A 21,381-nucleotide genomic window follows, 5' to 3' on the forward strand; every position below is an offset into this window, starting at 1 on the left:
TGCATGAAAAAGAGCAGCCAACTTTCAGACGTTCTCCACGTGTTGCTGCACATGGCAGAACACGATGGGCCCGCCACCTCCGAGATGCTGGCCACCGCGATGCAGACCAATCCGGTGGTGCTGCGCCGGCTGATGTCCGGCCTGAGAGAGGCGGGCTTCGTTGCTTCAGCCAAGGGCCATGGCGGCGGGTGGGTGCTGTCCTGTGCGCTGGACCGCATCAGCTTGCGTGACGTTCATGAGGCGCTGGGCGCACCGGCGCTCGTGTCGCTCGGCTTTCGCGAAGACCGGCCCACGTGCCTGGTTGCTCAAGCGGTTCACGAATCACTCAACGGCGCCGTGCTGGCGGCGGAGGCTGTCCTGTTGAAGCGTCTCGGCGCCGTGACCTTGGCCACGCTGTCCAACGACTTTCACCAGCGAATGGCGCACCACCGGGCAACAGGAGGATCTGGTCCACATCATCTCGGAGGGCATGCGCATGAAGCGGGTTGATTTCGCCATCATTGGCGGCAGCTACGCCGGACTCTCCGCAGCCCTGCAACTGGCGCGCGCGCGCCGTGACGTTCTGGTGGTGGACGCGGGTCAGCGGCGCAACCGCTTTGTGGACGAGGCGGGCGAGACCTCACACGGATTCCTGACGCAAGATGGTCGCGCGCCCGGCGAGATCGCCGCCGACGCCCAGCGGCAGCTGATGCGCTATGCAACGGTTCGCTGGATGGATGGTGTGGCAGAGCATGCCCGGGTCGAGCCCGACGGTCGGCTGGCGTTCCGCGTCGGCGAAACCAGGATCAGCGCCGCCCGACTGATCCTCGCCACCGGTGTGCGCGACGAGTTGCCACCGCTTGCGGGTCTGGCAGAGCGCTGGGGGCGCAGTGTGTTCCATTGTCCGTACTGTCACGGATACGAGATGGATGCGGGCCGCATCGGCATCGTGGCCACCTCGCCACTGGCCCATCACCATGCCGTCATGCTGCCGGACTGGGGCGTCACCACGCTCTTTTTGAATGGGGCCTATTCACCGAACGAGGACGAACTCGCGGTGTTGGCGCGCCGAGGTACCCAGCTTGAGCGCACGCCGATCGAACGCATCGAAGGCTTCGCCGACGTGGTGCTCAAAGACGGTCGCAAGCTCCCGATGAACGGACTCTTCACGCAGCCGCGGACGACGATGAGCAGTCCATTGGCCGAGCAGCTGGGTTGTGCCATGGACGAGGGACCGATGGGTCCGTTCATCAAGACGGGTGAGGCGCAGGCCACCAGCATTCCCAACGTGTTTGCGTGCGGAGACGCCGCCCGGGCGGCGGGCAACGTGGCCCTGGCGGTGGCCGACGGCGCGATGGCAGCGTTCGGAGCGCATCGGGTCTCCATGGCCTGAACCTCAGGCCCGGGTGTCCAGCAACGTGCCCAGCATGCGGTCTTCCGTCTGCACCGTGCGCAGGTTGGCGGCGAAGCTGTAGAGGCTCATGCGTTGGCCCACCAGGTCTTCGGCCAGTCGATCGAAGGGTGCCGACACGTCGGTCTCGCGACCGATCTGCGCATCCACACCACCCAGATCGGGCCGGGCTGTCTGGGTCGTGACCTGGCGCCGGAAGTCCGGTGTCTGCACGTTGGCCACGTTGTGGGCGTGCGAGTCCAGCTTGAGTTGCGCGGCGCGCATGCCGCTCAGGCCGATGGCGGCGGCCGAGGTGCCTGAGATGACGGACAGGGACATGGTGGGCGTGGCGCTGGAGGGCGGATGGGTGGAGATCTCAACCGGTGTATCGGCCTGCGATGTGGCAACTTGAGCCCTCTCCCGCCACAAAGGGCGCCCCTCTGCGAAAATCCCGTGCATGAACGCGACCAACACCACCGAACTCATGCACACCCTGGGCCAGCAGGCCAAGGCGGCCTCGGCGCTCATGGCCAAGGCCAGCGCGGCCACCAAGCAGCGCGCCTTGCGCGGCCTGGCGGCCCTGCTGCGCGCCAATGTGGACGCGCTGCAGCGGGACAACGCCAAGGACCTGGAGCGCGCCCGCGCCGCCGGCCTGGCCGAGCCGCTGGTGGACCGCCTCAAGCTCACGCCCAAGGTGATCGAGACCTGTGCCCAGGGCTGCGAGCAGCTCGCGGCCATGCCCGAGATCATTGGCGACATCACCGGCATGAAGCAGATGCCCAGCGGCATCCGGGTGGGGCAGATGCGTGTGCCCATCGGCGTGTTCGGCATGATTTACGAGAGCCGGCCCAACGTGACCATCGAGGCCGCGTCGCTGTCCATCAAGAGCGGCAACGCGGCCATCCTGCGCGGCGGCTCCGAAGCCATCGAATCCAACCGCGCCCTGGCCGCGCTGGTGCAGCGTGCGATGGTCGATGCCGGCCTGCCGGCCGATGCGGTGCAGCTGGTGCCCACCACCGACCGCGCCGCCGTGGGCCAGCTCATCACCATGCCGCAGTACGTGGACGTGATCATCCCGCGCGGCGGCAAAGGCCTGATCGAGCGCATCAGCGCCGAGGCCAAGGTGCCCGTCATCAAGCACCTGGACGGCAACTGCCACACCTACGTGGACGACCCCTGCGACGTGGCCATGGCGGTGACCGTGGCCGACAACGCCAAGACGCAAAAGTACAGCCCCTGCAACGCGACCGAAAGCCTGCTGGTGGCGCGCGCCGTGGCGGCCGAGTTCCTGCCGAAGATCGGCGCCATCTACGCCGCCAAGGGTGTGGAGATGCGCTGCTGTCCGGACGCCAAAGCGATCCTGGCCGCCGTGAAAGGCGCCCACCTGAAGGACGCGACCGAGCAGGATTGGTCCGAGGAATACCTGGCGCCCGTCATCAGCATCAAGCTGGTCGAGGGTGTGGACGAGGCCATTGCCCACATCAACCACTACAGCAGCCACCACACCGACGCCATCCTCACCACCGACCACATGCACGCCCAGCGTTTTTTGCGGGAGGTGGATTCGGCCAGCGTCATGGTGAATGCGAGCACCCGCTTCGCCGATGGTTTTGAATTCGGCCTGGGGGCCGAAATCGGCATTTCCACCGACAAGTTTCACGCGCGTGGACCGGTGGGGGTGGAGGGCCTGACCTCGCTCAAGTACGTGGTGTTGGGCGAGGGCGAAGTGCGCGGCTGAGACCGCGCACGGCTCAGTTGCGGTGGATGGAAATCCCCCCGTCAACCCGCATGGCGGTGCCGGTGGTGAACGACGAGGCGTCGGATGCCAGGTACAGCGCCGACTGCGCGAGCTCCTCCGGGCGGGCCAGGCGCTGGAGCGCATGCAGACCTTCCACATGGGCCCGGCTCTCGGGTGTGCCATTCATCTCCCGGGCCATCGGGGTGTCCGTGCCGCCGGGCACGAGGGCGTTGACACGCACTGCCTGCGGCCCGAATTCCACCGCCAGCGCCTGGGTCAGGCCGATCAGACCGGACTTGCTGGCCGCATAGGCGGCCACGCCGGAGAAGGCCGTGGTGTGGCCCACGACGGTCGACGTGAAGATCACCGAACCGCCGCCCCGCTTCAACAGGGCTGGAATCTGGTGTTTGGCACCGAGGAAGGCGCCGGTGAGGTTGGTGGCGATCGCGTCCTGCCACGACGCGCTGGACAGTGACAGGGTGGAGCCCATCGTGCCCAGTGTGCCGGCGTTGTTGAACGCCACATCCAGACCGCCAAAGTGCTCGGTGGCCTGCTCCACCAGCGCCTGAGCAAAGGCCTCGTCTCTCACGTCGCCCGCCACGCGAACCGCAGCGCCGCCGGCCCGGCGGATCTCGGCGACCAACTCGTCGAGTTCGGCCTCGCGTCGGGCCCCGACCACCACCGCCGCGCCCTCCCGCGCAAAAAGCAAGGCCGTGGCCCGGCCGATGCCTGAACTGGCGCCGGTGATGATCGCGACCTTGCCGGTCAATGCATGCATGTGTCACTCCCGGGTTGAAAAGAGCCCCCAGCGTAGGCGCCGTGCCGCCGTTTGTCTGGCCGGATGCGGACACGCGATTCCGCGCTTGCCACGGGCAGTGCCCGCGGAAAAAATGCACCCGGGTCGCCTGGCCCGCCGACGGGTCGACAGAACAAGGACGAGAACCATGTGCCGCAACATCAGGACGCTGTTCAATTTCGAGCCGCCCGCCACGGAGCTGGAGATTCGCGACGCCGCGCTGCAGTTCGTGCGCAAGCTCAGCGGCTTCAATGTGCCGTCGCAGGCCAACGAGGTGGCGTTTGACCGCGCGGTGGAGCAGGTGGCCGGCTCCGCCCGGGAGCTCATCCGGTCGCTGCGCACCACCGCCGCCCCGCGCGACCGCGACGTGGAGGCAGCCAAGGCCCGCGCCCGCACGGCCGCCCGCTTCGGGCCAGCCCCGTCAGCCCGCTGACGGGGCTGGCCAAAAGATCGCGCGAAAGAAGCCCGGCAAACTGGTGTCTTCGGCTTGAAATGGGTGTCATATGGCCCCATTACACTGACTACCCCCACCCGTTGCCACCGCAGGCCTTTTTCCTATGGTTCCCCACCTCGTCACCGCCCTGACCGGCCCCATCAACGAGCTTGAGCAGCGCATCCTCGAGTCCACGCCGGTGATCGAGCGCTGGTTCCGGCTGGAGTGGATGGAGCACACGCCGCCGTTCTACACGTCAGTAGACGTGCGCAATGCCGGCTTCAAGCTCGCGCCGGTGGACACCAACCTCTACCCCGACGGCTGGAACCACCTCACGCCCGAGATGATTCCTCTGGCGGTGCAGGCGGCCATGGCCGCCATCGAGAAGATCTGCCCCGAGGCCAAGAACCTGCTGCTGATCCCCGAGAACACGCGCGACACCTTCTACCTGAGCAACCTGGCCCAGCTGCAGCGCATCTTCTACATGGCCGGGCTCAACGTGCGGCTGGGCTCCATGTCCAACGACATCAAGGTGCCCACCACGATCGAGCTGCCGGGCGGCGAAAAAGTGGTGCTGGAGCCCTTGATCCGCAGCAAGCGGCGCCTCGGTCTGAAGAATTTCGACCCCTGCACCATCCTGCTCAACAACGACCTCAGCGCCGGCGTGCCCGGCATCGTGGAAGACCTGCACGAGCAGTACCTGCTGCCCCCGCTGCACGGAGGCTGGCCCACGCGGCGCAAGAGCCACCACTTCAAGGCCTATGAAGAGGTGTCCAAGCGTTTCGGCAAGCTGCTGGGCATGGACCACTGGCTCATCAACCCGATGTTCAACCAGTGCGGCGAGGTCGACTTCAACACCGACGCCGGCCTGGAGTGCCTGCGCAGCAACACCGACGCGCTGCTGGGCAAGATCCGCCGCAAGTACAAGGAATACGGCATCAACGAGAAGCCATTTGTCGTCATCAAGGCCGATAACGGCACCGGCGGCATGGGCATCCTCACCGTGCGCGACGCCAAGGATCTGGACAAGCTCTCGCCCAAGACGCGGGAACGCATGGCCGTGGCCCAGGGCGGGCAGGCGGTGCATGAGGTCATCATCCAGGAAGGCGTGTTGACCAACGAGCGCATCAACAGCGCGGTGGCCGAGCCGGTGGTCTACATGATGGACCGCTACGTGGTGGGTGGTTTCTACCGTGTGCACGCCGACCGTGGCGTGGACGAAAACCTCAACGCACCCGGCTCCAGTTTCGTGCCGCTGGCCTTCGAGCAGAGCGCGCAACTGCCGCAGCCCGGTGTGAAGCCCGGTGCCAGCGTGCCCAACCGCTTCTACATGTACGGCGTCATCGGCCGCCTGGCCATGTTGGCGGCCAGTTACGAGCTCGAAGCCACCGACCCGGACGCCGAGGTCTACGAGTGAGTTGCTGCGGCGCAACATAAGCGCCGCGACGGCGCTTTAGAGTCCCTGGCCCGCAGACACGGGGCCCGAGGGGGGCGCAAAATCGCGGTCCCCAGACAAACCTGCCCCGCGCCCACCCGGCCGGGGTCGTTTCGTGTCAGCTTCCAAATCCTCTCTCGCGGCGCTCACCCTGGGCGCCATCGGCGTGGTCTATGGCGACATCGGCACCAGTGTGCTGTACGCCGTCAAGGAGGTCTTCGGATCCGGCCACGTCCCGTTCACCCACGCCAACGTCTACGGCGTGCTGTCCATCCTGTTCTGGACGCTCACCGTCATCGTGTCGCTCAAGTACGTGGTGTTGGTGCTGCGTGCCGACAACCACGGCGAAGGCGGCCTGATCGCCATGCTGGCGCTGGCCTCCACCGCGGTGAAAGACCGGCCCGAACTGCGCCAGACACTGCTGGCCGTCGGCATCTTCGGCACCGCGCTGTTTTACGGCGATGGCGTCATCACGCCCGCCATCTCGGTGCTCTCGGCGGTGGAAGGCCTGGAGGTCATTTCCCCCGCCTTTCGCCAGTACGTGGTGCCGATCACGCTGGTGGTGCTGTTCGCGCTGTTCGTGGTGCAAAAGCGCGGCACCGGCGGCATCGGCAGGTTCTTCGGCCCGATCACGGTGCTGTGGTTCATCAGCATCGCGGGCCTGGGCGTGGTGCAGATCGTGGACCACCCCGAGATCCTGGCCGCGCTCAGCCCGCACCATGCGTTGCGTTTCATCTGGCAGCAGCCGGGCACCACCTTCATCATCCTGGGCGCCGTGGTGCTGTGCGTCACGGGGGCTGAAGCGCTGTACGCCGACCTCGGCCACTTCGGCAAGAAGCCGATCCGCCTGGCCTGGTTTGCGGTGGTCATGCCTTGCCTCACGTTGAACTACTTCGGCCAGGGCGCGCTGCTGCTGGCACGACCCGAAGCGGTGAAGAACCCGTTCTTCAACATGGCGCCCGACTGGCTGCTCTTGCCGCTGGTGCTGCTGGCCACCATGGCGACCGTCATCGCCTCGCAGGCCCTCATCACCGGCGCTTTCAGCGTGACCAAACAGGCCATGCAGCTGGGCTACCTGCCGCGCCTGCAGGTGCAGCACACCAGCGAGCACGACACCGGCCAGATCTACATGCCCTTCGTCAACTGGGGCCTGTTTGCCGCCATCGTGCTGGCGGTGGTGATGTTCAAGTCGTCGACCAACCTGGCGGCGGCCTACGGCATCGCGGTCACGCTGGACATGCTGATCACCACCGTGCTCACCTTCTACGTGATCCGCTACAGCTGGAAGTACCCGCTGTGGCTGTGCGTGGCCGCCACCGGCTTCTTCTTCATGGTGGACCTGGCGTTCTTCACCTCCAACCTGCTCAAGCTGTTCGCCGGCGGCTGGTTCCCGCTGCTCATCGGCGGCCTGGTGTTCATGCTCATGATGACCTGGAAGCGCGGCCGCAGCCTCATGGGGGAGGCCCAGCAGGCCGAAGCGCTGGACCTGCCGAGCTTTCTGGAGGCGGTGTTCGTGAGCCCGCCGGTGCGCGTGTCGGGTACCGCCGTGTTTCTCACGGCCGAGCCGGGCAGCGTGCCCAATGCGATGCTGCACAACCTCAAGCACAACAAGGTGCTGCACGAGCAGAACCTGTTCGTGACCGTGCGCAGCCACGAGGTGCCGTGGATCGCGCCCGGACAACGCCTGCAGATGGAGCCGCTGGGGTACGACTGCTGGGCCGTGACGCTGAACTTCGGCTTCAAGGACGAGCCCGACGTGCCCAAGGCGCTGCAGCTCATGCGGGGCCACGGCTGTGCCATGGAGCCCATGACGACCAGTTACTTCCTGTCGCGCGACGTCGTCACGCCCACGCTGGGCGGCGGCATGGCGCCCTGGCGCGAAAAGCTGTTTGCCCAGATGCACCACAACGCCAGCGCGGCCGCGCAGTTCCTGCATCTGCCGAACAACGCGGTGATCGAGCTGGGCTCGAAGATCGAGATCTGAAGCCCACACGAGGTGGGGTGGCCGGCGCCCTCGCGCTGTTTGTGCAACAGTACGGCCTTCGTCAGAAAAGCAAGCCATGAACATCCTTTTTGTCGCCGACCCGCTGGTCACCTTCAAGACCTACAAAGACACCACCTTCGCCATGATGCGCGAGCTGCAGAAGCGCGGTCACACGCTGGCAGCCTGTGAGCCGCAGCACCTGCAGTGGCAGACCGGCCAGCCCGTGACCGCGCTGGCGCGCCGCATCGAGTTGACCGGCGTGGCCGACGACTGGTACCGCGTGCTGCACCAGGGCCGCGAAGCCCTGCACACGTTTGACGCCGTGCTCATGCGCAAGGACCCGCCGTTCGACAGCGAGTTCTTCTACGCCACGCACCTGCTGGAGCAGGCCGAACGCGAAGGCGCGAAGGTGTTCAACAGCCCGCGCGCGCTGCGCGACCACCCGGAAAAACTCGCGCTCATGGAGTTCGCCGCGTACGCGCCGCCCACGCTGGTGACGCGCTCGCCCGAGGCCATCCGCCACTTTCACGCCGAACACAAGGACATCATCCTCAAGCCCCTGGACGGCATGGGCGGCATGGGGATCTTCCGCGTCGGCCCCGACGGCATGAACCTGGGCTCCATCACCGAGACGCTCAACCAGGGTGGCGCCACCAGCGTGATGGTGCAGGCCTACCTGCCGGCCATCGTGGACGGCGACAAGCGCCTGCTGCTCATCGGCGGCAAGGTCGCGCCCTTCGTGCTGGCGCGCATTCCTCAGGGCAGCGAGTTGCGCGGCAACCTGGCGGTGGGTGGCAAAGGCGTGGCCCAGCCCCTGGCGGACACCGACCGCGCGATCGCCGAGGCCATCGCGCCTGTGCTGGCCGAACGCGGCCTGCTGCTGGTGGGGCTGGACATGATCGGCGACAAGGTGACCGAGATCAACGTCACCAGCCCGACCTGCTTCCAGGAAATCCAGCAGCAGACCGGCTTTGATGTGCCGGCGATGTTTGTGGATGCGCTTGAAGCGGCGATGGCATGAGCGAAGAAGACGACGCAGCGGCCGACGCGCCGGCTCAACCCAGGAACCCGCTGCACGGCTTGACGCTGGAAGCCATCGTCACCGCGCTCGCGGACCACTACGGCTGGGAAGAACTCGGCCAGCGCATCCCGGTGCGCTGCTTCAACGTCGACCCCAGCGTGGGCTCGAGCCTGCGTTTCCTGCGCAAGACACCGTGGGCGCGGGAAAAAGTGGAAGGCCTTTACCTGTTCATGCTGCGCGAGGAGCGCCGGGCCGGCCGGGGTTGACCCGCGCTCAGTGCGCCGTGGCCTTGGAGAACACATTGAGCACCACCACCCCGGCGATGATCAGACCCATGCCGATCAGGCCGGCCGCGTCGATGCGCTGACCATAGAGCAGCCAGGCCACCGCGGTGATCAGCACGATGCCCAGGCCCGACCAGACCGCATAGGCGATGCCCACCGGCACGCTCTTGAGCACCCCCGCGAGGCAGTAGAACGCCACGCCATAGCCCACCACCACGATCAGCGACGGCACGAGCCGCGTGAAACTCTCGCTCGCTTTCAAGGCGGTGGTGCCGATCACCTCGGCCACGATGGCCAGTCCGAGCATCATCCAGGCGTTCAATCGGTGGTCTCCTTGGGTACGGCGCTTTTCGAGAAACATGGACTCTGCCACAGGAAGGGGTGGTTTGTCCCCCTGATGGACTGTGTTGGAGCAGTGGCGTACGCTGCGTGCTCAACACTTCAGGAGGCATGCGATGACGAGCAAGAACACCATCTGCCTGTGGTACGACGGCGCTGCCCTGGACGCCGCCAACTTCTATGCCCGGACGTTCCCGGACAGTGCGGTGGGCGCGGTTCTGCGCGCGCCGGGCGACTATCCGGACGGCAAGCAGGGCGATGTGCTGACGGTCGAGTTCACCGTGGCCGGCATTCCCTGCCTCGGGCTGAACGGCGGCCCGGTGTTCAAGCACAACGAAGCGTTCTCCTTTCAGATCGCGACCGACGACCAGGCCGAGACCGATCGCTTGTGGAACGCGGTCGTGGGCAACGGTGGCCAGGAAAGCGCGTGCGGCTGGTGCAAGGACCGTTGGGGCGTGTCATGGCAGATCACCCCGCGCGCCCTCATCGCGGCCATCGCCGACCCCGATCGCGCGGCGGCCAAACGCGCCTTCGAGGCGATGATGACCATGCAGAAGATCGACATCGCGGCGATCGAGGCGGCACGGCAGGGCCAGAGCCCGCCGTGAAGCGCGGTCAGTGCACCGTCGCGCTCATGGCGCGCATGGCCTCCGCGCGCACCGGCACCGCGTAGCTGAGCGGTGCCAGCGCGGCCTGGATGCGCGCCATCTGCGCCTGGCTGACGAGGCCGCCCAGCATTTTCTGGAAGCGCGGTTCCAGCGTGCCGGAGACGATGTACTGCCAGCGGTAGGCCTTCAGCAGCGTGGCATTCACCTGCTCGGCGCGCTCCCCTTCCGGTGCCATGCCGCTGACGTTCAGGAAGTACGCCGCGTCGGCCTTGGCCTGCCCCTGCAGGATGCCGTCGACGCCGCCGACCAGCGCGATCAGGTCGTCCACCGCCGCATCGCGCTGGGTATCGGACGTCAGCTTGGCGTCTTCCCGTGCCCATTCGAGCTCGTCGATGATCGCGTGCTGGGACTCTTCCCGCCAGTGGAACAGGAACACGTCCTTGAACAGCGGCGACAGGCCTTCCGCGGCATCGATGCTGGCGCGGTAATGCGCCTGCGAGAACAACTCGATGTGGCAGGTGAGCGCCAGCACGGCCCAGGTGCTCTTGCCCAGCACGAAGGCGGCCACGTCGTTGGGCGACACGTCGAAGCGGTAGCCCGCCGGCATGTCGGCGCCCACCAGCCCTTCGATGCGGCGGAACAGCTCCTGGTGCTTCAGTTCCTCGTCGGTGAAGCGCACGATGGCTTCCAGCGCGGTCTGGTCGCCGAGCCAGTGGTCGCGGCTCACCTCCAGCATCTTCGCGCCGATGAAGCGCTCGACCAGGCCGAACATGTTGGCGTAGGTGCGGCCCTGCACCTGGCTCAGGAAGCGGTGCTCGGTGGGGCTCAGGAAAGGCAGCTCGTCGGCCAGTGACAGCCCGTCGGGCAGGAAGGTGTGGGCCAGGTCGAAATGGCGGCCGCGGATCACGTCGCGGTCGATGTCCCAGCGGATGCGTTTGGAGACCTCGATGGTCTTGGCGTAGCGCGGGATGTCCAGGGGGGTGGGGTGGGTTTCCATGGTGTTTCCTCTCGGTGAGATCCGTCGAATCGACGTGGATGAAGGATTGCTCGCCGCGCGCGCCGGCGCATGGGGCGGATGTCCCAAGTCCCCCGTCGAGGGGACATCGCAGGCGTCCAGCCATGGGACGAACGACCCAGGCGCGAGACAATGGCGCATGCCCGCCGTTCCGAGTCCCCCCTCGAACCTGCGTCAGAACCTGCGCTTCTGCAGCGCGGCCGACGGCACCCGGATCGCGATCGCGTCGATCGGGTCAGGCCCGCCGCTGCTGCGCGCCGCGCACTGGCTGAGCCACGTTGAACACGATCTGCACAGCCCCGTCTGGCGGCCTTGGCTGGCCGAACTCGCGCGCGACCACCAGTACATCCGCTACGACCAGCGTGGCTGCGGCCTGTCCGACAGCTCGGTGGCCGACTTCTCGCTCGACGCCTGGGTGGGCGACCTCGAGGCCGTGGTCGACAGCCTGGGCCTGCGCCGCTTTCCGCTGATCGGCATGTCGCAGGGCGGCGCGGTGGCCATTGCCTACGCCGTGCGCCACCCCGACAAGGTGTCTCACCTGGTGCTGCCCGGTGCCTACGCGCGCGGAGCGCTGCGGCGCGCCACGAGCGACGCCGAGCGGCTGGAGGCCGAGACGCTGGTCAACCTGATCCGCCTGGGCTGGGGGCGCGACAACGACGCCTTCCGCCAGGTGTTCACCAACCAGTTCATCCCCGGCGGCACGCCGGCGCAGCACCAGTGGTGGAACGAACTGGAGCGCCTGACCGCGAGCCCCGAGAACGCCGCGCGCACGCTCGAGGCGTTTCACCGCGTCGACGTGACCGAGCTCGCGCGCCAGTTGCGCGTGCCCACGCTGGTGCTGCATGCGCGCGGCGATGCGCGCGTGCCGTTCGACGAAGGGCTGCGGCTGGCGGCGCTGATTCCGGGGGCGCGCTTCGTGCCGCTGGACAGCGACAACCACGTGCTGCTGGACACCGAGCCGGCATGGCCCGCGTTCCTGGCCGAACTCCGCGGATTTCTGGGCGCCGCGCCGGTCGATGCCAGCCGAGGCGATGCCGCGCTGACAGCGGCCGAGCGCGAGGTGTTGCGCCTCGTGGCGCTCGGTCTGGACAACCCGGCCATCGCGCAGCAGTTGAACAAGAGCGAAAAGACGGTGCGCAACCAGGTGTCGAGCATCTTCGACAAGTTGGGCGTGCACACGCGGGCCGAGGCCATCGTCTATGTGCGCGACCGGGCGACCTGAGTTGAACGCGGCTGCAGGCGCAGCCCTTCAGAGCTTCTCCGTCTCGCCCACCTTGGGTTGCCATTTCATCAGCCGTTTTTCGATGCGGCCCACGACCGCGTCGAGCACCAGCGCAAACGCCGTGAGCACCACGATGCCGGCCATCACGGTGTTGATGTCGAAGCTGCCCTCGGCCTGCAGGATCAGGTAGCCCACACCCTGGCTGGAGCCGAGGTATTCGCCCACCACCGCGCCCACGAAGGCCAGGCCCACGCTGGTGTGCAGCGAGCTGAACACCCAGCTGGTGGCGCTGGGCAGGTACACGTGGCGCAGCAGCTGCTTCTGGCTTGCGCCCAGCATGCGCGCGTTGGCCAATATGACCGGGCTCACTTCCTTCACGCCCTGGTAGACGTTGAAGAACACGATGAAGAACACCAGCGTCACGCCCAGCGCCACCTTGCTCGCGATGCCCAGGCCGAACCACACCGCGAAGATGGGCGCGAGGATGATGCGCGGCATCGAATTCATGGCCTTGATGTAGGGCTCCAGGATGGCCGAGGCCATGGGCGAGAGCGCCAGCCACAGGCCGCCGCCCAGGCCGCCGAGCGCGCCGATGGCAAAGGCCAGCACCGTCTCCGTGAGCGTCACGCCCAGGTGCTTGTAGATGTCGGCGTCGGTGACGAACCAGGCCCAGATGCGCTCGGCCACGCGCAACGGCTCACCGAAGAAGAACGCGGCCTGGCGGTCGTTCTCGAACATGAAGTTCGGCAGCAGGCCGGGCGTGGTCATGGCGTACCAGAACACGATGAGCGCCACCAGCAGACCGATCTGCCACAGGCGCAGGGTCTTCGGCTGCGGTTTGATGAGGTTCCACATGGCTCAGGCCACCTTGAGTTGTTGTTGGTAGCCCTTGAGCACTTCCTCGCGCATCACGGCCCAGATGGCGGCGTGCAGTTCGATGAAGCGGGCGGTGGTCTTGATCTCGGCCACGTCGCGCGGGCGCGGGATGTCGATGCTGAATTCGCCGATGGGATGGCTGGCCGGGCCGGCGCTGAGCACCACCACGCGGTCGCTCATCGCTATCGCCTCATCCAGATCGTGCGTGATGAACAGGACGGCCTTCTTTTTGGCCGCCCACAAGTCCAGCACTTCGTTTTCCATCAGCTGGCGCGTCTGGATGTCGAGCGCGGAAAACGGTTCGTCCATCAGGATGATGTCGGGGTCGAGCACCAGGGTCTGCGCCAGGCTGGCGCGCTTGCGCATGCCGCCGCTCATCTGGTGCGGGTAGCGGTCACCGAAGCCTCCCAGGCCCACGCGGCGCAGCCAGTCTTCGGCCTGCGTTTGTGCGTCCGCGTCAGGCACTCCACGGAACGACAGGCCCGCCATCACGTTGCCCAGCGCGGTGCGCCAGGGCATCAGGCTCTCGGTCTGGAACATGTAGCCCGCGCGGGTGTTGATGCCGGCCAGCGGCTCCCCGAACACGTTGACCGTGCCGGTGCTCGGCGAGAGCAGGCCGGCCGCGACATTGAGCAGCGTGCTCTTGCCACAGCCGGTGGGGCCCACCACGCTGACGAATTCGCCAGCGCCCACGGTCAACGTCACATCGCGCACGGCGGTGTATCGCTGACCGGGGTCGTCCTTGCTGATGAAAGTGCAGGACACGCCCTGCAGGTCGATCGCTGGACTCGTCACGTCAGCCTTTCGGGTACTTGGCGTTGGCCTTTTGCACGAAGGCGTTGGTGTAGACCGCGTTCAGATCGAGCTTGGCCGCAGCCAGCTTTTCGTCCACGCTGGCCAGCGCGCGGAACGCTGTGTCTGCCCCCTTGGCCGGGAAGCTGCCGTCGGGCGACAGCGCGCCCTTGGCGGCCATGAAGGCGTCGATGTAGACCGCACGATCACCGAGCAGGAAGCCCTCGGGAACGACCTTGATGATGTCGCCCGCACCGGCGGTCTGAATCCACTTGTTCGCGCGCACCATCGCGTTGGTCAGGGCCTGCGCGGTGTTCGGGTTCTTGTCCAGGAAGGGCTGGGGCGCGTACAGGCAGCCCGCGGGCATGGGGCCGCCGAACACCTTCTCCGATTCGGCGACGATGCGCGTGTCGGAAATGATCTTCATGTCGCCCGATCGCTGCAGCAGCGTGACCACAGGGTCGAGGTTGCTCATGGCGTCGATCTGGCCCGAGCGCATGGCAGCCACGGCGCCACTGCCCGCGCCCACGCCGACGATGCTCACGTCGCTCGGCTTCAGGCCGGCCTTGGCCAGCACGAAGTTGACCATCACGTTGGTCGAACTGCCCGGCGCGGTCACGCCGATCTTCTTGCCTTTGAGATCCGCAATTCCCTTGTAGCCGGCCATGGTCTTGGGGTTGATGCCCAGCACGATCTGCGGCGCCAGGCCCTGCAGCACGAAGGCGCGCATGGGCTGGCCCTTGAACTGCATGTTGACCGTGTGCTCGAACGCGCCCGAGACCACGTCGGCACTGCCGCCCACCACCGCGGCCAGCGCGCGCGAGCCACCGGCGAAGTCGGCAATCGTCACGTCCAGACCCTCGGCCTTGAAGTAGCCCAGTTGCTCGGCGATGGTCAGTGGCAGGTAGTACAGCAGGTTCTTGCCGCCCACGGCGATGGTGACCTTGGGCTTCTCGATGCCTTGCGCGAACGCGAATGGGGGCAGGGTCGCGACGGCGAGGCCGCCGACCACGAGGTGTCGTCTTTGCATGTCTTGTCTCCAGGGGGTTGTTGATATGAGCCGACCGGCGCACGCGACGCAGGGGAGCAACGATCATAGTAGCCGGGGGGGTACCCCCGCGCCACCCGGGAAATCACGGCAACGGCAGGCCGTCCACAAAGACCTTGAGCTCGTCGGGCTCGAAGGCGGCCCACTGCTCGTTGCTGGTCAGCGGCGTGGTCACCACCACGGCGGCGCGGTCGCCGGGGTGGTTGAGGTCGGCGAAGTTCACGGTCCAGTCCTGGTCCATCAACGTGGCCTGCGCAAACGGATGCTGACGCACCAGCCAGTGCAGTCTGGTGCTGCAGTGTGCCCACAGCGCCTCGCCGTTGGAGAGCAAAAAATTGAAGGAGCCGAAGCGGCGCACTTGCGGCAGGAGCTCGCGCAGCGTGAGGGTGAGTTCTTCCACACTGGGCAGGCCGGCGTGCGACTTGGCCAACTCCTGCATCAGCCAGCAGAAGGCGCGTTCGCTGTCGGTGGTGCCGACCGGGCGGAAGTGGCTGTGCAGGTGCGGGAAATAGTCCTTCAGGTCACCGTTGTGCGCGAACACCCACTGGCGGCCCCAGAGTTCGCGCACGAAGGGATGGGCGTTCTCCAGCGACACCTCGCCGATGGTGGCCTTGCGCACGTGGGCAATGATGTTGCGGCTCTTGAGCGGGTAGCCCTGCAGGAAGGTGGCCATGGGCGACTGAGAGGCACTGGCGTGGTCAACGAACAGGCGCAGGCCTTTGCCTTCGAAGAACGCAATGCCCCAGCCATCGGCATGGTGGTCGGTCTTGCCGCCGCGCTGGCAGAAGCCGGTGAAGCTGAACGACGCGTCGGTGGGGGTGGCGCAGTTGAGGCCGAGCAATTGGCACATTTGGCTATTTTGAACCCGTCGTCTGCTGCACTGTGCGAAGTTTCAGCGCTGCGATCACCGCCAGCGCGCAAATCGCGGCGAGCATCAGGAAAGTTTCGCCGAACGCGGCCATGCGCGCCGGGCTGGAGGTGCCGGTGTCGAGCACCGCGCCGTGCGCGGCCACGCGCCATTCGAGCACGATGCCGCACAGGCTCACGCCGGCCGCGCCGCCGAGCATGCGCAGGAAGTTGATGACGCTGGAGCCCTGCGGGATGTGGCCGCGGTCCAGCGAACGCATGGCGCCGATGTTCAGCGAGGGCAGGATGAAGCCCAGACCGATGCGCCCCAGGATCGCCCAGGTGACGAGCAGCGGAATGATCTGCGCCGGGCGACCGAGGTCGATGGTCACCATGAGCGCGAACGAGGCGGCCAGCAGCACCAGGCCGATGCTCACCAGCCGGTGCGTCGGCTGCTTGTCGGCCAGCCGACCGACAACGGCGATGGTCACCGCCAGCACCAGACCCGCTGGCAGCAGGATGGTGCCCACGTACGAGGCCGACAGGCCCAGGCCCATCTGCATGTAGACCGGCAGCAGGTAGGTGGAGCCGAACAAGGCGATGCCGTAGATGAAGGCCACGATGCTGCCCATGGCGAATCGCCGGTCCTTGAAGAGTGAGAGATTCATGAGCGGGTCCACGCCTTGTTCGGGGTGGCGCCGGCGCGCCTTGAGCGTGCGCCGCTGCAGCACGACGAAGGCCACCAGCAGCAACGCGGCGCCGCCCAGCAGAACCGCTGCGCTCAGCACCGTGCCGCCCTGCAGCTCCACCAGGCCATTGAGCAGGCACAGCGTGCCGACGGCGGCCAGCAGCAGGCCGCGCCAGTCCAGGCCTGCGCCTTGCGGGTTGGCCGCACCGCCGCCCGGCGAGGTGGTGGGCACGAAGCGCCGCGCCAGCCACAGCGAGGCGATGCAGAACGGCACCACCATGAAAAAGATCGAACGCCAGCCAAAACCGTCCACCAGCACGCCACCGATGCTGGGGCCGATCGCGGGAGCCAGCACCACGCCCATGCCGAAGATGCCGCTGGCCCGGCCCTGCTCGTGCGGCTCGAAGGCGCGCAGGATGATGATGGCCGGGATTGGTTGCACCACACCGGCCGCCAGGCCTTCGGCCACGCGCGCGGCCAGCACGAGCGGGAACGAGTTGGCGAAACCGCCGGCCACACCGCCGGCCAGCAGCAGCCACATGCAACCGGCGTAGGTGCTGCGGTAGCCGTAGCGCGCGAGCAGCCAGGGCGTGGTGAGCATGGAGACCGTCATGGCCGCCATGAAGCCCGAGGTGGCCCACTGGGCGCGCTCCTGGCCGAGCGTGAAGTGCTGGCTCATGTCGGGGATGGCCACGTTGATGATGGTCGACGACATGATCGAAGCCATGGTGCCCACCATCACCGAGAGCAGCAGCAGCCAGCGGTAGCGCTCGCCGTAGCGCGCGCGCATCGCGGGCAGGGTGTGGTCGCTGGAGGGTGGTTTCATGAGCGGAGGTGCAGGGGCGGCGAACAAGCTTAGCCGTTTTGTTCCGCTGGATTTGGCAGGGCTGCGGTGGCCTCGCCGGGCCCGCGTTCGCGCGAGAGGGGTCGGGTATATTGCCCGAGGCCTTCCTGCCGGTGTCCGCCCCTTTCCCATGCCCCCTGTTCCGCACGCCTCCCTGATCGTTCGCGGCCTGTTGCTGCTGATCGTGGCCGCTGGCGTTTACTTCTTCCGGGGCTTTCTGGTGCCGGTGCTGGCCGCGCTCATCATCGGCTTTGCCAGCTGGCCGCTGTACCGCCGGGGCGTGCGCGCCTGCGGCGGCAGCACCACGCTGGCGGCCAGTCTGGCGCTGGTGATCGTGATCGTGGTGCTCATCGTGCCGCTCACCCTGGCGCTGCACTACGCGCTCAAGGAGGCCAGCGGCTTCGTGACCTGGTTGCTCGACGTCAACCGCAATGGAGCGCCGCCGCCGCCCTGGATCGAGGCGCTGCCCTGGGTGGGCGAAACGCTGGCCGTCTACTGGCGCGCGCACCTGGGCGAACCGCAAGCGCTGGGCGACTGGATCCAGATCCTCAGTGGCCAGCACATCGGCAACATCTACCGCACGGTGCTCAGCGCCACGGGCGACATCGTCAACCTCGCGCTGACGGTGCTGTTCATGCTGATCACGCTGTTCTTCGTCTACAAGGACGGCGGCCGCATCGCCGACCAGCTCGACAGCATCGGTGAGCGCATCCTGCCGTTGCAATGGCAGCGCTTCTCGCGCGTGGTGCCGGCCACCGTGAGTGCCACCGTGACCGGTCTGGGCCTCATCGCCGTTGGCGAGGGCGTGGTGCTGGGCGTGGCGTACTGGATCGCGGGTGTGCCCTCGCCGGTGCTGCTGGGGGTGGTCACCGGCTTCATGGCGCTGATTCCCGGCGGCGCGCCGCTCTCGTTCAGCCTGGTCTCGCTCTACCTGGTGGGCTCGGGGCACCTGTGGGCCGGCGTGGGTCTGTTCGCCTGGGGGGCGGTCGAACTCTTCATCGTCGACAAGACGCTGCGCCCGCGCCTGGTCGGTGGGCCGGTGAAGCTGCCGTTTCTGCCCACGTTCTTTGGTCTGGTGGGCGGCGTGACGACCATGGGCATCGTCGGCCTGTTCGTCGGGCCGGTGCTGATGGCGCTGCTGGTGGCGATCTGGCGCGAGTGGTTGCACAGCCTGAACCAGGCGTCCGCATCGTCGCTGGTGTTGCCGCCCGAAGCGGACCCACCAAGGGAGCCTTAGTCCGTCGCGCGCACGCGCAGCGCCTCGGCCACACAGGCCGCGCAGATGCAGGCCTGTCCGCGTGCTTCGTCGGGAATGCGCGCAAACAACTCGGGGCTGAAGGTGGCGTCCACACACCAGCACGGCGGCTGTGCCTCGCCGGTGTCGCGCTCGACCTCCATCGCGCAGCGGTTGTCGCCGCCGCACAGAGGGCAGCGGCTGGGGTCAGGGAAGACGGAATCGACCGGGGTGGACATCGGCGCAGTGTATGACGCGTGAGCGTGGGATGCCGCAGTCAGGCGAGGGAGCCTGAGGGCGTGGTGAAGTGTCGGGAAAACTGACATTTCGTTACAGCTCCCGGGGGTACTCCCTTGAAGATCAACACCTTGCTGGCCTGGCTCGACTTTTGCTCTGCTTATTGCAGCAAAGAAGTGAATTGTGGCGAGCCATTCAGGGTCGTGACATAAATCACACCCTCCAACGAACCCAGGCATTCCATGATCCGCTTTCTGACCCGTTTCGCCGCTCCCCTGACCGTGGCCGCCCTGATGGCCGCAGCGCCAGCCGCCCATGCCGCCGTGATGTTCAGCGACAACTTCAACACCGACGCGGGTTCCAGCGTTCTGAATTTCAACGCCTTCGGCAACTGGACCGTCACGGGTGGCAGCGCAAAGAACCCGCACACCGTGGACTACATCCGCAATGGCGGTTACGGCATCGACTGCGTCGGCAATGCTGGTGGTTGCGTGGATCTGGACGGCAGCACCGGACATGCCGGCCTGATGACCACGAAGGATGCGTTTGCGCTGATGGCCGGAACCACCTACCTGTTCTCGCTGGACCTCTCGGGCAACCAGCGCAACAACAACACCGATCGGGTGACCTTCGGCTTCGAAGGCTTCGCGGGCCAAACGGTGGGCGTGCAAGGCGACGCATTCAACACGTTCGTGTTCTCCTTCACGCCCGACGCGGACGTGCTGGCCAGGCTGTTCATCCAGAACGCCGGCAACGACAACATCGGCGCCATCCTGGACAACGTCTCCCTGAACTCGGTGGCCGCCGCGGCCGAAGTGCCCGAGCCCGGCACGCTGGCCCTGCTGGGGCTGGGCCTGGCCGTCCTCGGCCTGCGCCGCCGCCGCGCTGCCTGAGCTATCGGGTTCCCCCAAAGAAAAACCCCGCTGGCAACAACAGCGGGGTTTTTCTTTGGGCGTTCGCCAAGGCGGCCGTCAGACCCCCGCCACCACCCCATCGCTGCGCGGATCGGCCGCGCCTTCGATCACGCCGTTGGGGTGGCGCACCAGCGCGCCCGCGTGGCCCATGGTGTCGCTGAAGGGTTGGTCAAACACCTCCACCTGGTGCCCCGCGGCCTTGAGCGCGTCGACCAGCGCCGGGTCGAAGCGGCTCTCCAGTTTCAGCGAAGTGGTCACATCGCCCCAGGTGCGCCCGAGCAGCCAGCGTGGCGCGGTCACGGCCTGCTGCAGGCCCTGGCCGAAGCGCGCATAGCGCGTGAACACCGCCGCCTGTGTTTGCGGCTGGCCCTCGCCGCCCATGGTGCCGTAGGGCATCACGCGGCCGTCGTCAAAAATGGCCAGCGACGGGTTGAGGGTGTGGAAGGGGCGCATGCCGGGCTTGAGCACGTTGAGCGCCTTCGGGTCGAGCGAAAAACTCGTGCCCCGGTTCTGCCAGACGATGCCGGTGTCCTGCAGCACCACGCCCGAGCCGAACTCCCAGTACACGCTCTGGATGAAACTCACCGCACGGCCCTGCGCGTCGATGCAGCCCATCCAGATCGTGTCGCCCGGCGCGGCCACGTCGGGCCAGGGCAGGGCTTTTGCGCGGTCGATGTCGGCGGCCAGATCGCTCAGCGCGGCGGGTTTGAGAAAGCTCTTCGGATCGACCGGCAGGCGCTGCGGATCGGTCACCACGCGCTCGCGCACGCGGAAGGCGCGTTTGGTGGCCTCCACCAGGCCGTGCACGTGGGCAAAGCCTTCGCCCTCGGTCACGCCCAGGCGCTCGAACAGGCCGAGGATCATCAGGGCCGAGAGGCCTTGCGTGGGCGGCGGCAGGTTGTAGACCGTGCTGTCGTTCAGCCGCACCGACAGCGGCTCGACGATCTGCGCCCGGTAGGCCGCGAGGTCGCTGGTGCGCAGCGGGCTGCCCACGCGTTCGAGCTCGGCGCCGATGCGCTGGGCGAGCTCACCGCGGTAGAAGTCGTCCAGGCCGCGTTCGGCCAGTTGCTCCAGCGTGCGGCCCAGCGTGGCCTGCTTGAGGATGTGGCCCACGGCGGGTGGCTGGCCATGGACCAGGTGGGTCTGCGCAAAGCCGGGCGCGTCTTTCAGGCCGTCGAACTTCTCGCGCGTGAGCGCGGCCTGGCTTTCGGTGACGGCGATGCCGTTGTGCGCGTGGCGGATGCCGTCGGCCAGCAGGCGCGACAAGGGCAGGGCGGGGCCCCAGGGTGCGGCCACCTCGAGTGCCTTGGCCCAGCCGCCGATGGTGCCGGCCACGGTGAGCGCGGCCTTGGGGCCACGCGAAGGGATGGCGTCGTGGTCGGCGTAAAAGTCCAGGTCGGCCAGCGCTGCGGCCGGGCCACACGCGCTGATGGCCACGGGTTCCTGGCCGGGTTCGTGGATGAGCCAGAAACCGTCGCCGCCGATGGCGTTCATGTGCGGGTACACCACGGCAATGGCCGCGGCCGCGGCCACCATGGCCTCCACCGCGTTGCCGCCGTCGCGCAGCACGTCGCGCCCGGCCTGCGCGGCCAGGTGGTGCGGCGCGACAAACATCCCGCCCAGGGCGGTGAGCGTGTGAATCATCGAGGGTCTCCGTG

The 21,381-nt window shown here is 67.2% G+C and carries 23 protein-coding genes; 12 read left to right on the forward strand and 11 right to left on the reverse strand.

Going from position 1 to position 21,381, the window contains the following annotated elements; translation table 11 throughout:
* Positions 1 to 3: 3 nt before the first annotated feature.
* Positions 4 to 489: an Rrf2 family transcriptional regulator gene (locus tag V6M63_RS19465; RefSeq protein WP_332744566.1), complete on the forward strand. Its 486-nt coding sequence runs from the start codon at positions 4 to 6 to the stop codon at positions 487 to 489.
* On the forward strand, positions 476 to 1,372 hold the full coding sequence (locus V6M63_RS19470; protein WP_332744568.1) for an NAD(P)/FAD-dependent oxidoreductase: 897 nt from the start codon (positions 476 to 478) through the stop codon (positions 1,370 to 1,372). The genes V6M63_RS19465 and V6M63_RS19470 overlap by 14 nt, the downstream gene beginning before the upstream one ends.
* A 3-nt stretch (positions 1,373 to 1,375) precedes the next feature.
* Here V6M63_RS19470 and V6M63_RS19475 read toward each other — a convergent pair whose 3' ends face one another.
* On the reverse strand, positions 1,376 to 1,708 hold the full coding sequence (locus tag V6M63_RS19475; protein ID WP_332744570.1) for a flagellar basal body rod protein: 333 nt from the start codon (positions 1,706 to 1,708) through the stop codon (positions 1,376 to 1,378).
* Positions 1,709 to 1,826: 118 nt separating this feature from the next.
* On the opposite strand from V6M63_RS19475, the gene V6M63_RS19480 reads away from it, so the two are divergent.
* Positions 1,827 to 3,107, forward strand: a complete 1,281-nt coding sequence (locus V6M63_RS19480; RefSeq protein ID WP_332744572.1) for a glutamate-5-semialdehyde dehydrogenase — start codon at positions 1,827 to 1,829, stop codon at positions 3,105 to 3,107.
* A 13-nt stretch (positions 3,108 to 3,120) separates the two neighbouring features.
* Here the strand turns inward: V6M63_RS19480 and V6M63_RS19485 are convergent, their stop codons facing one another.
* Complete coding sequence (locus tag V6M63_RS19485; protein ID WP_332744574.1) at positions 3,121 to 3,885, reverse strand: SDR family oxidoreductase; 765 nt, start codon at positions 3,883 to 3,885, stop codon at positions 3,121 to 3,123.
* Between the two features lie 166 nt (positions 3,886 to 4,051).
* On the opposite strand from V6M63_RS19485, the gene V6M63_RS19490 reads away from it, so the two are divergent.
* The 5 genes from V6M63_RS19490 (at position 4,052) to V6M63_RS19510 (ending at position 9,042) form a co-directional block, all read left to right on the forward strand.
* Positions 4,052 to 4,336: a DUF2277 domain-containing protein gene (locus tag V6M63_RS19490; RefSeq protein ID WP_332744576.1), complete on the forward strand. Its 285-nt coding sequence runs from the start codon at positions 4,052 to 4,054 to the stop codon at positions 4,334 to 4,336.
* A 124-nt stretch (positions 4,337 to 4,460) separates the two neighbouring features.
* Entirely contained in the window at positions 4,461 to 5,753 is a 1,293-nt protein-coding gene (gene gshA, locus V6M63_RS19495) for a glutamate--cysteine ligase (RefSeq protein WP_332744578.1), read from the forward strand.
* Between the two features lie 133 nt (positions 5,754 to 5,886).
* The gene (locus tag V6M63_RS19500) at positions 5,887 to 7,755 is read left to right on the forward strand and encodes a potassium transporter Kup (RefSeq protein ID WP_332744580.1); all 1,869 of its coding nucleotides are present in this window, start codon (positions 5,887 to 5,889) and stop codon (positions 7,753 to 7,755) included.
* A 76-nt stretch (positions 7,756 to 7,831) separates the two neighbouring features.
* The gene (gshB, locus tag V6M63_RS19505) at positions 7,832 to 8,776 is read left to right on the forward strand and encodes a glutathione synthase (protein ID WP_332744581.1); all 945 of its coding nucleotides are present in this window, start codon (positions 7,832 to 7,834) and stop codon (positions 8,774 to 8,776) included.
* Positions 8,773 to 9,042: a VF530 family protein gene (locus tag V6M63_RS19510; RefSeq protein ID WP_332744582.1), complete on the forward strand. Its 270-nt coding sequence runs from the start codon at positions 8,773 to 8,775 to the stop codon at positions 9,040 to 9,042. Before gshB ends, V6M63_RS19510 begins: the two co-directional genes overlap by 4 nt.
* A 7-nt stretch (positions 9,043 to 9,049) precedes the next feature.
* On the opposite strand, the gene V6M63_RS19515 is transcribed toward V6M63_RS19510, so the two are convergent.
* A complete protein-coding gene (locus V6M63_RS19515; protein ID WP_056264316.1) occupies positions 9,050 to 9,370 on the reverse strand; it encodes an SMR family transporter in 321 nt (106 codons plus the stop codon).
* Positions 9,371 to 9,515: 145 nt separating this feature from the next.
* Between V6M63_RS19515 and V6M63_RS19520 the strand changes: the two genes are divergently transcribed.
* Positions 9,516 to 10,007, forward strand: coding sequence for a VOC family protein (locus tag V6M63_RS19520; RefSeq protein ID WP_332744583.1), 492 nt, complete (start codon positions 9,516 to 9,518; stop codon positions 10,005 to 10,007).
* A gap of 7 nt (positions 10,008 to 10,014) precedes the next feature.
* Here the strand turns inward: V6M63_RS19520 and V6M63_RS19525 are convergent, their stop codons facing one another.
* A complete protein-coding gene (locus V6M63_RS19525) occupies positions 10,015 to 11,004 on the reverse strand; it encodes a hypothetical protein (protein ID WP_332744584.1) in 990 nt (329 codons plus the stop codon).
* Between the two features lie 157 nt (positions 11,005 to 11,161).
* Here V6M63_RS19525 and V6M63_RS19530 point away from each other — a divergent pair, with 157 nt between their 5' ends.
* Positions 11,162 to 12,244, forward strand: coding sequence for an alpha/beta fold hydrolase (locus V6M63_RS19530; protein ID WP_332744585.1), 1,083 nt, complete (start codon positions 11,162 to 11,164; stop codon positions 12,242 to 12,244).
* 27 nt (positions 12,245 to 12,271) lie between these two features.
* Here V6M63_RS19530 and V6M63_RS19535 read toward each other — a convergent pair whose 3' ends face one another.
* The 5 genes from V6M63_RS19535 to V6M63_RS19555 all read right to left on the reverse strand — a co-directional run bounded on the left by V6M63_RS19535 (position 12,272) and on the right by V6M63_RS19555 (position 17,320).
* Positions 12,272 to 13,012 carry an ABC transporter permease gene (locus V6M63_RS19535; protein WP_442909620.1) on the reverse strand — a complete coding sequence of 247 codons (741 nt, stop codon included), beginning with the start codon at positions 13,010 to 13,012 and terminating at the stop codon, positions 12,272 to 12,274.
* Between the two features lie 90 nt (positions 13,013 to 13,102).
* Complete coding sequence (locus tag V6M63_RS19540; RefSeq protein ID WP_332744588.1) at positions 13,103 to 13,915, reverse strand: ABC transporter ATP-binding protein; 813 nt, start codon at positions 13,913 to 13,915, stop codon at positions 13,103 to 13,105.
* A 1-nt stretch (position 13,916) separates the two neighbouring features.
* Positions 13,917 to 14,942 (reverse strand): ABC transporter substrate-binding protein, encoded by a 1,026-nt coding sequence (locus V6M63_RS19545; protein ID WP_332744590.1) that lies wholly within the window; start codon positions 14,940 to 14,942, stop codon positions 13,917 to 13,919.
* Between the two features lie 103 nt (positions 14,943 to 15,045).
* A complete protein-coding gene (locus tag V6M63_RS19550; protein WP_056264292.1) occupies positions 15,046 to 15,810 on the reverse strand; it encodes a class II glutamine amidotransferase in 765 nt (254 codons plus the stop codon).
* A 4-nt stretch (positions 15,811 to 15,814) separates the two neighbouring features.
* Positions 15,815 to 17,320 carry an MFS transporter gene (locus V6M63_RS19555; protein WP_332744593.1) on the reverse strand — a complete coding sequence of 502 codons (1,506 nt, stop codon included), beginning with the start codon at positions 17,318 to 17,320 and terminating at the stop codon, positions 15,815 to 15,817.
* A 148-nt stretch (positions 17,321 to 17,468) separates the two neighbouring features.
* On the opposite strand from V6M63_RS19555, the gene V6M63_RS19560 reads away from it, so the two are divergent.
* On the forward strand, positions 17,469 to 18,575 hold the full coding sequence (locus V6M63_RS19560; protein WP_332744595.1) for an AI-2E family transporter: 1,107 nt from the start codon (positions 17,469 to 17,471) through the stop codon (positions 18,573 to 18,575).
* Here the strand turns inward: V6M63_RS19560 and V6M63_RS19565 are convergent.
* Complete coding sequence (locus V6M63_RS19565) at positions 18,572 to 18,811, reverse strand: cysteine-rich CWC family protein (protein WP_332744597.1); 240 nt, start codon at positions 18,809 to 18,811, stop codon at positions 18,572 to 18,574. The genes V6M63_RS19560 and V6M63_RS19565 overlap by 4 nt on opposite strands.
* 240 nt (positions 18,812 to 19,051) lie before the next feature.
* Here V6M63_RS19565 and V6M63_RS19570 point away from each other — a divergent pair, with 240 nt between their 5' ends.
* Positions 19,052 to 19,702 (forward strand): PEP-CTERM sorting domain-containing protein, encoded by a 651-nt coding sequence (locus V6M63_RS19570; protein ID WP_332744599.1) that lies wholly within the window; start codon positions 19,052 to 19,054, stop codon positions 19,700 to 19,702.
* Positions 19,703 to 19,780: 78 nt separating this feature from the next.
* Here the strand turns inward: V6M63_RS19570 and V6M63_RS19575 are convergent, their stop codons facing one another.
* Positions 19,781 to 21,367 carry a gamma-glutamyltransferase family protein gene (locus tag V6M63_RS19575; protein ID WP_332744601.1) on the reverse strand — a complete coding sequence of 529 codons (1,587 nt, stop codon included), beginning with the start codon at positions 21,365 to 21,367 and terminating at the stop codon, positions 19,781 to 19,783.
* Positions 21,368 to 21,381: the final 14 nt, after the last annotated feature.

Source organism: Hydrogenophaga sp., assembly GCF_036675665.1.
GTDB lineage: Bacteria > Pseudomonadota > Gammaproteobacteria > Burkholderiales > Burkholderiaceae_C > Hydrogenophaga.

Bases quoted from the DNA above. Each gene is read 5' to 3' on its own strand.
- V6M63_RS19465 (WP_332744566.1), top strand. From the start codon at position 4: ATGAAAAAGAGCAGCCAACTTTCAGACGTTCTCCACGTGTTGCTGCAC.
- V6M63_RS19470 (WP_332744568.1), top strand. From the start codon at position 476: ATGAAGCGGGTTGATTTCGCCATCATTGGCGGCAGCTACGCCGGACTC.
- V6M63_RS19475 (WP_332744570.1), bottom strand. From the start codon at position 1,708: ATGTCCCTGTCCGTCATCTCAGGCACCTCGGCCGCCGCCATCGGCCTG.
- V6M63_RS19480 (WP_332744572.1), top strand. From the start codon at position 1,827: ATGAACGCGACCAACACCACCGAACTCATGCACACCCTGGGCCAGCAG.
- V6M63_RS19485 (WP_332744574.1), bottom strand. From the start codon at position 3,885: ATGCATGCATTGACCGGCAAGGTCGCGATCATCACCGGCGCCAGTTCA.
- V6M63_RS19490 (WP_332744576.1), top strand. From the start codon at position 4,052: ATGTGCCGCAACATCAGGACGCTGTTCAATTTCGAGCCGCCCGCCACG.
- gshA (WP_332744578.1), top strand. From the start codon at position 4,461: ATGGTTCCCCACCTCGTCACCGCCCTGACCGGCCCCATCAACGAGCTT.
- gshB (WP_332744581.1), top strand. From the start codon at position 7,832: ATGAACATCCTTTTTGTCGCCGACCCGCTGGTCACCTTCAAGACCTAC.
- V6M63_RS19510 (WP_332744582.1), top strand. From the start codon at position 8,773: ATGAGCGAAGAAGACGACGCAGCGGCCGACGCGCCGGCTCAACCCAGG.
- V6M63_RS19515 (WP_056264316.1), bottom strand. From the start codon at position 9,370: ATGATGCTCGGACTGGCCATCGTGGCCGAGGTGATCGGCACCACCGCC.
- V6M63_RS19520 (WP_332744583.1), top strand. From the start codon at position 9,516: ATGACGAGCAAGAACACCATCTGCCTGTGGTACGACGGCGCTGCCCTG.
- V6M63_RS19525 (WP_332744584.1), bottom strand. From the start codon at position 11,004: ATGGAAACCCACCCCACCCCCCTGGACATCCCGCGCTACGCCAAGACC.
- V6M63_RS19530 (WP_332744585.1), top strand. From the start codon at position 11,162: ATGCCCGCCGTTCCGAGTCCCCCCTCGAACCTGCGTCAGAACCTGCGC.
- V6M63_RS19535 (WP_442909620.1), bottom strand. From the start codon at position 13,012: ATGACCACGCCCGGCCTGCTGCCGAACTTCATGTTCGAGAACGACCGC.
- V6M63_RS19545 (WP_332744590.1), bottom strand. From the start codon at position 14,942: ATGCAAAGACGACACCTCGTGGTCGGCGGCCTCGCCGTCGCGACCCTG.
- V6M63_RS19550 (WP_056264292.1), bottom strand. From the start codon at position 15,810: ATGTGCCAATTGCTCGGCCTCAACTGCGCCACCCCCACCGACGCGTCG.
- V6M63_RS19555 (WP_332744593.1), bottom strand. From the start codon at position 17,320: ATGAAACCACCCTCCAGCGACCACACCCTGCCCGCGATGCGCGCGCGC.
- V6M63_RS19560 (WP_332744595.1), top strand. From the start codon at position 17,469: ATGCCCCCTGTTCCGCACGCCTCCCTGATCGTTCGCGGCCTGTTGCTG.
- V6M63_RS19565 (WP_332744597.1), bottom strand. From the start codon at position 18,811: ATGTCCACCCCGGTCGATTCCGTCTTCCCTGACCCCAGCCGCTGCCCT.
- V6M63_RS19570 (WP_332744599.1), top strand. From the start codon at position 19,052: ATGATCCGCTTTCTGACCCGTTTCGCCGCTCCCCTGACCGTGGCCGCC.
- V6M63_RS19575 (WP_332744601.1), bottom strand. From the start codon at position 21,367: ATGATTCACACGCTCACCGCCCTGGGCGGGATGTTTGTCGCGCCGCAC.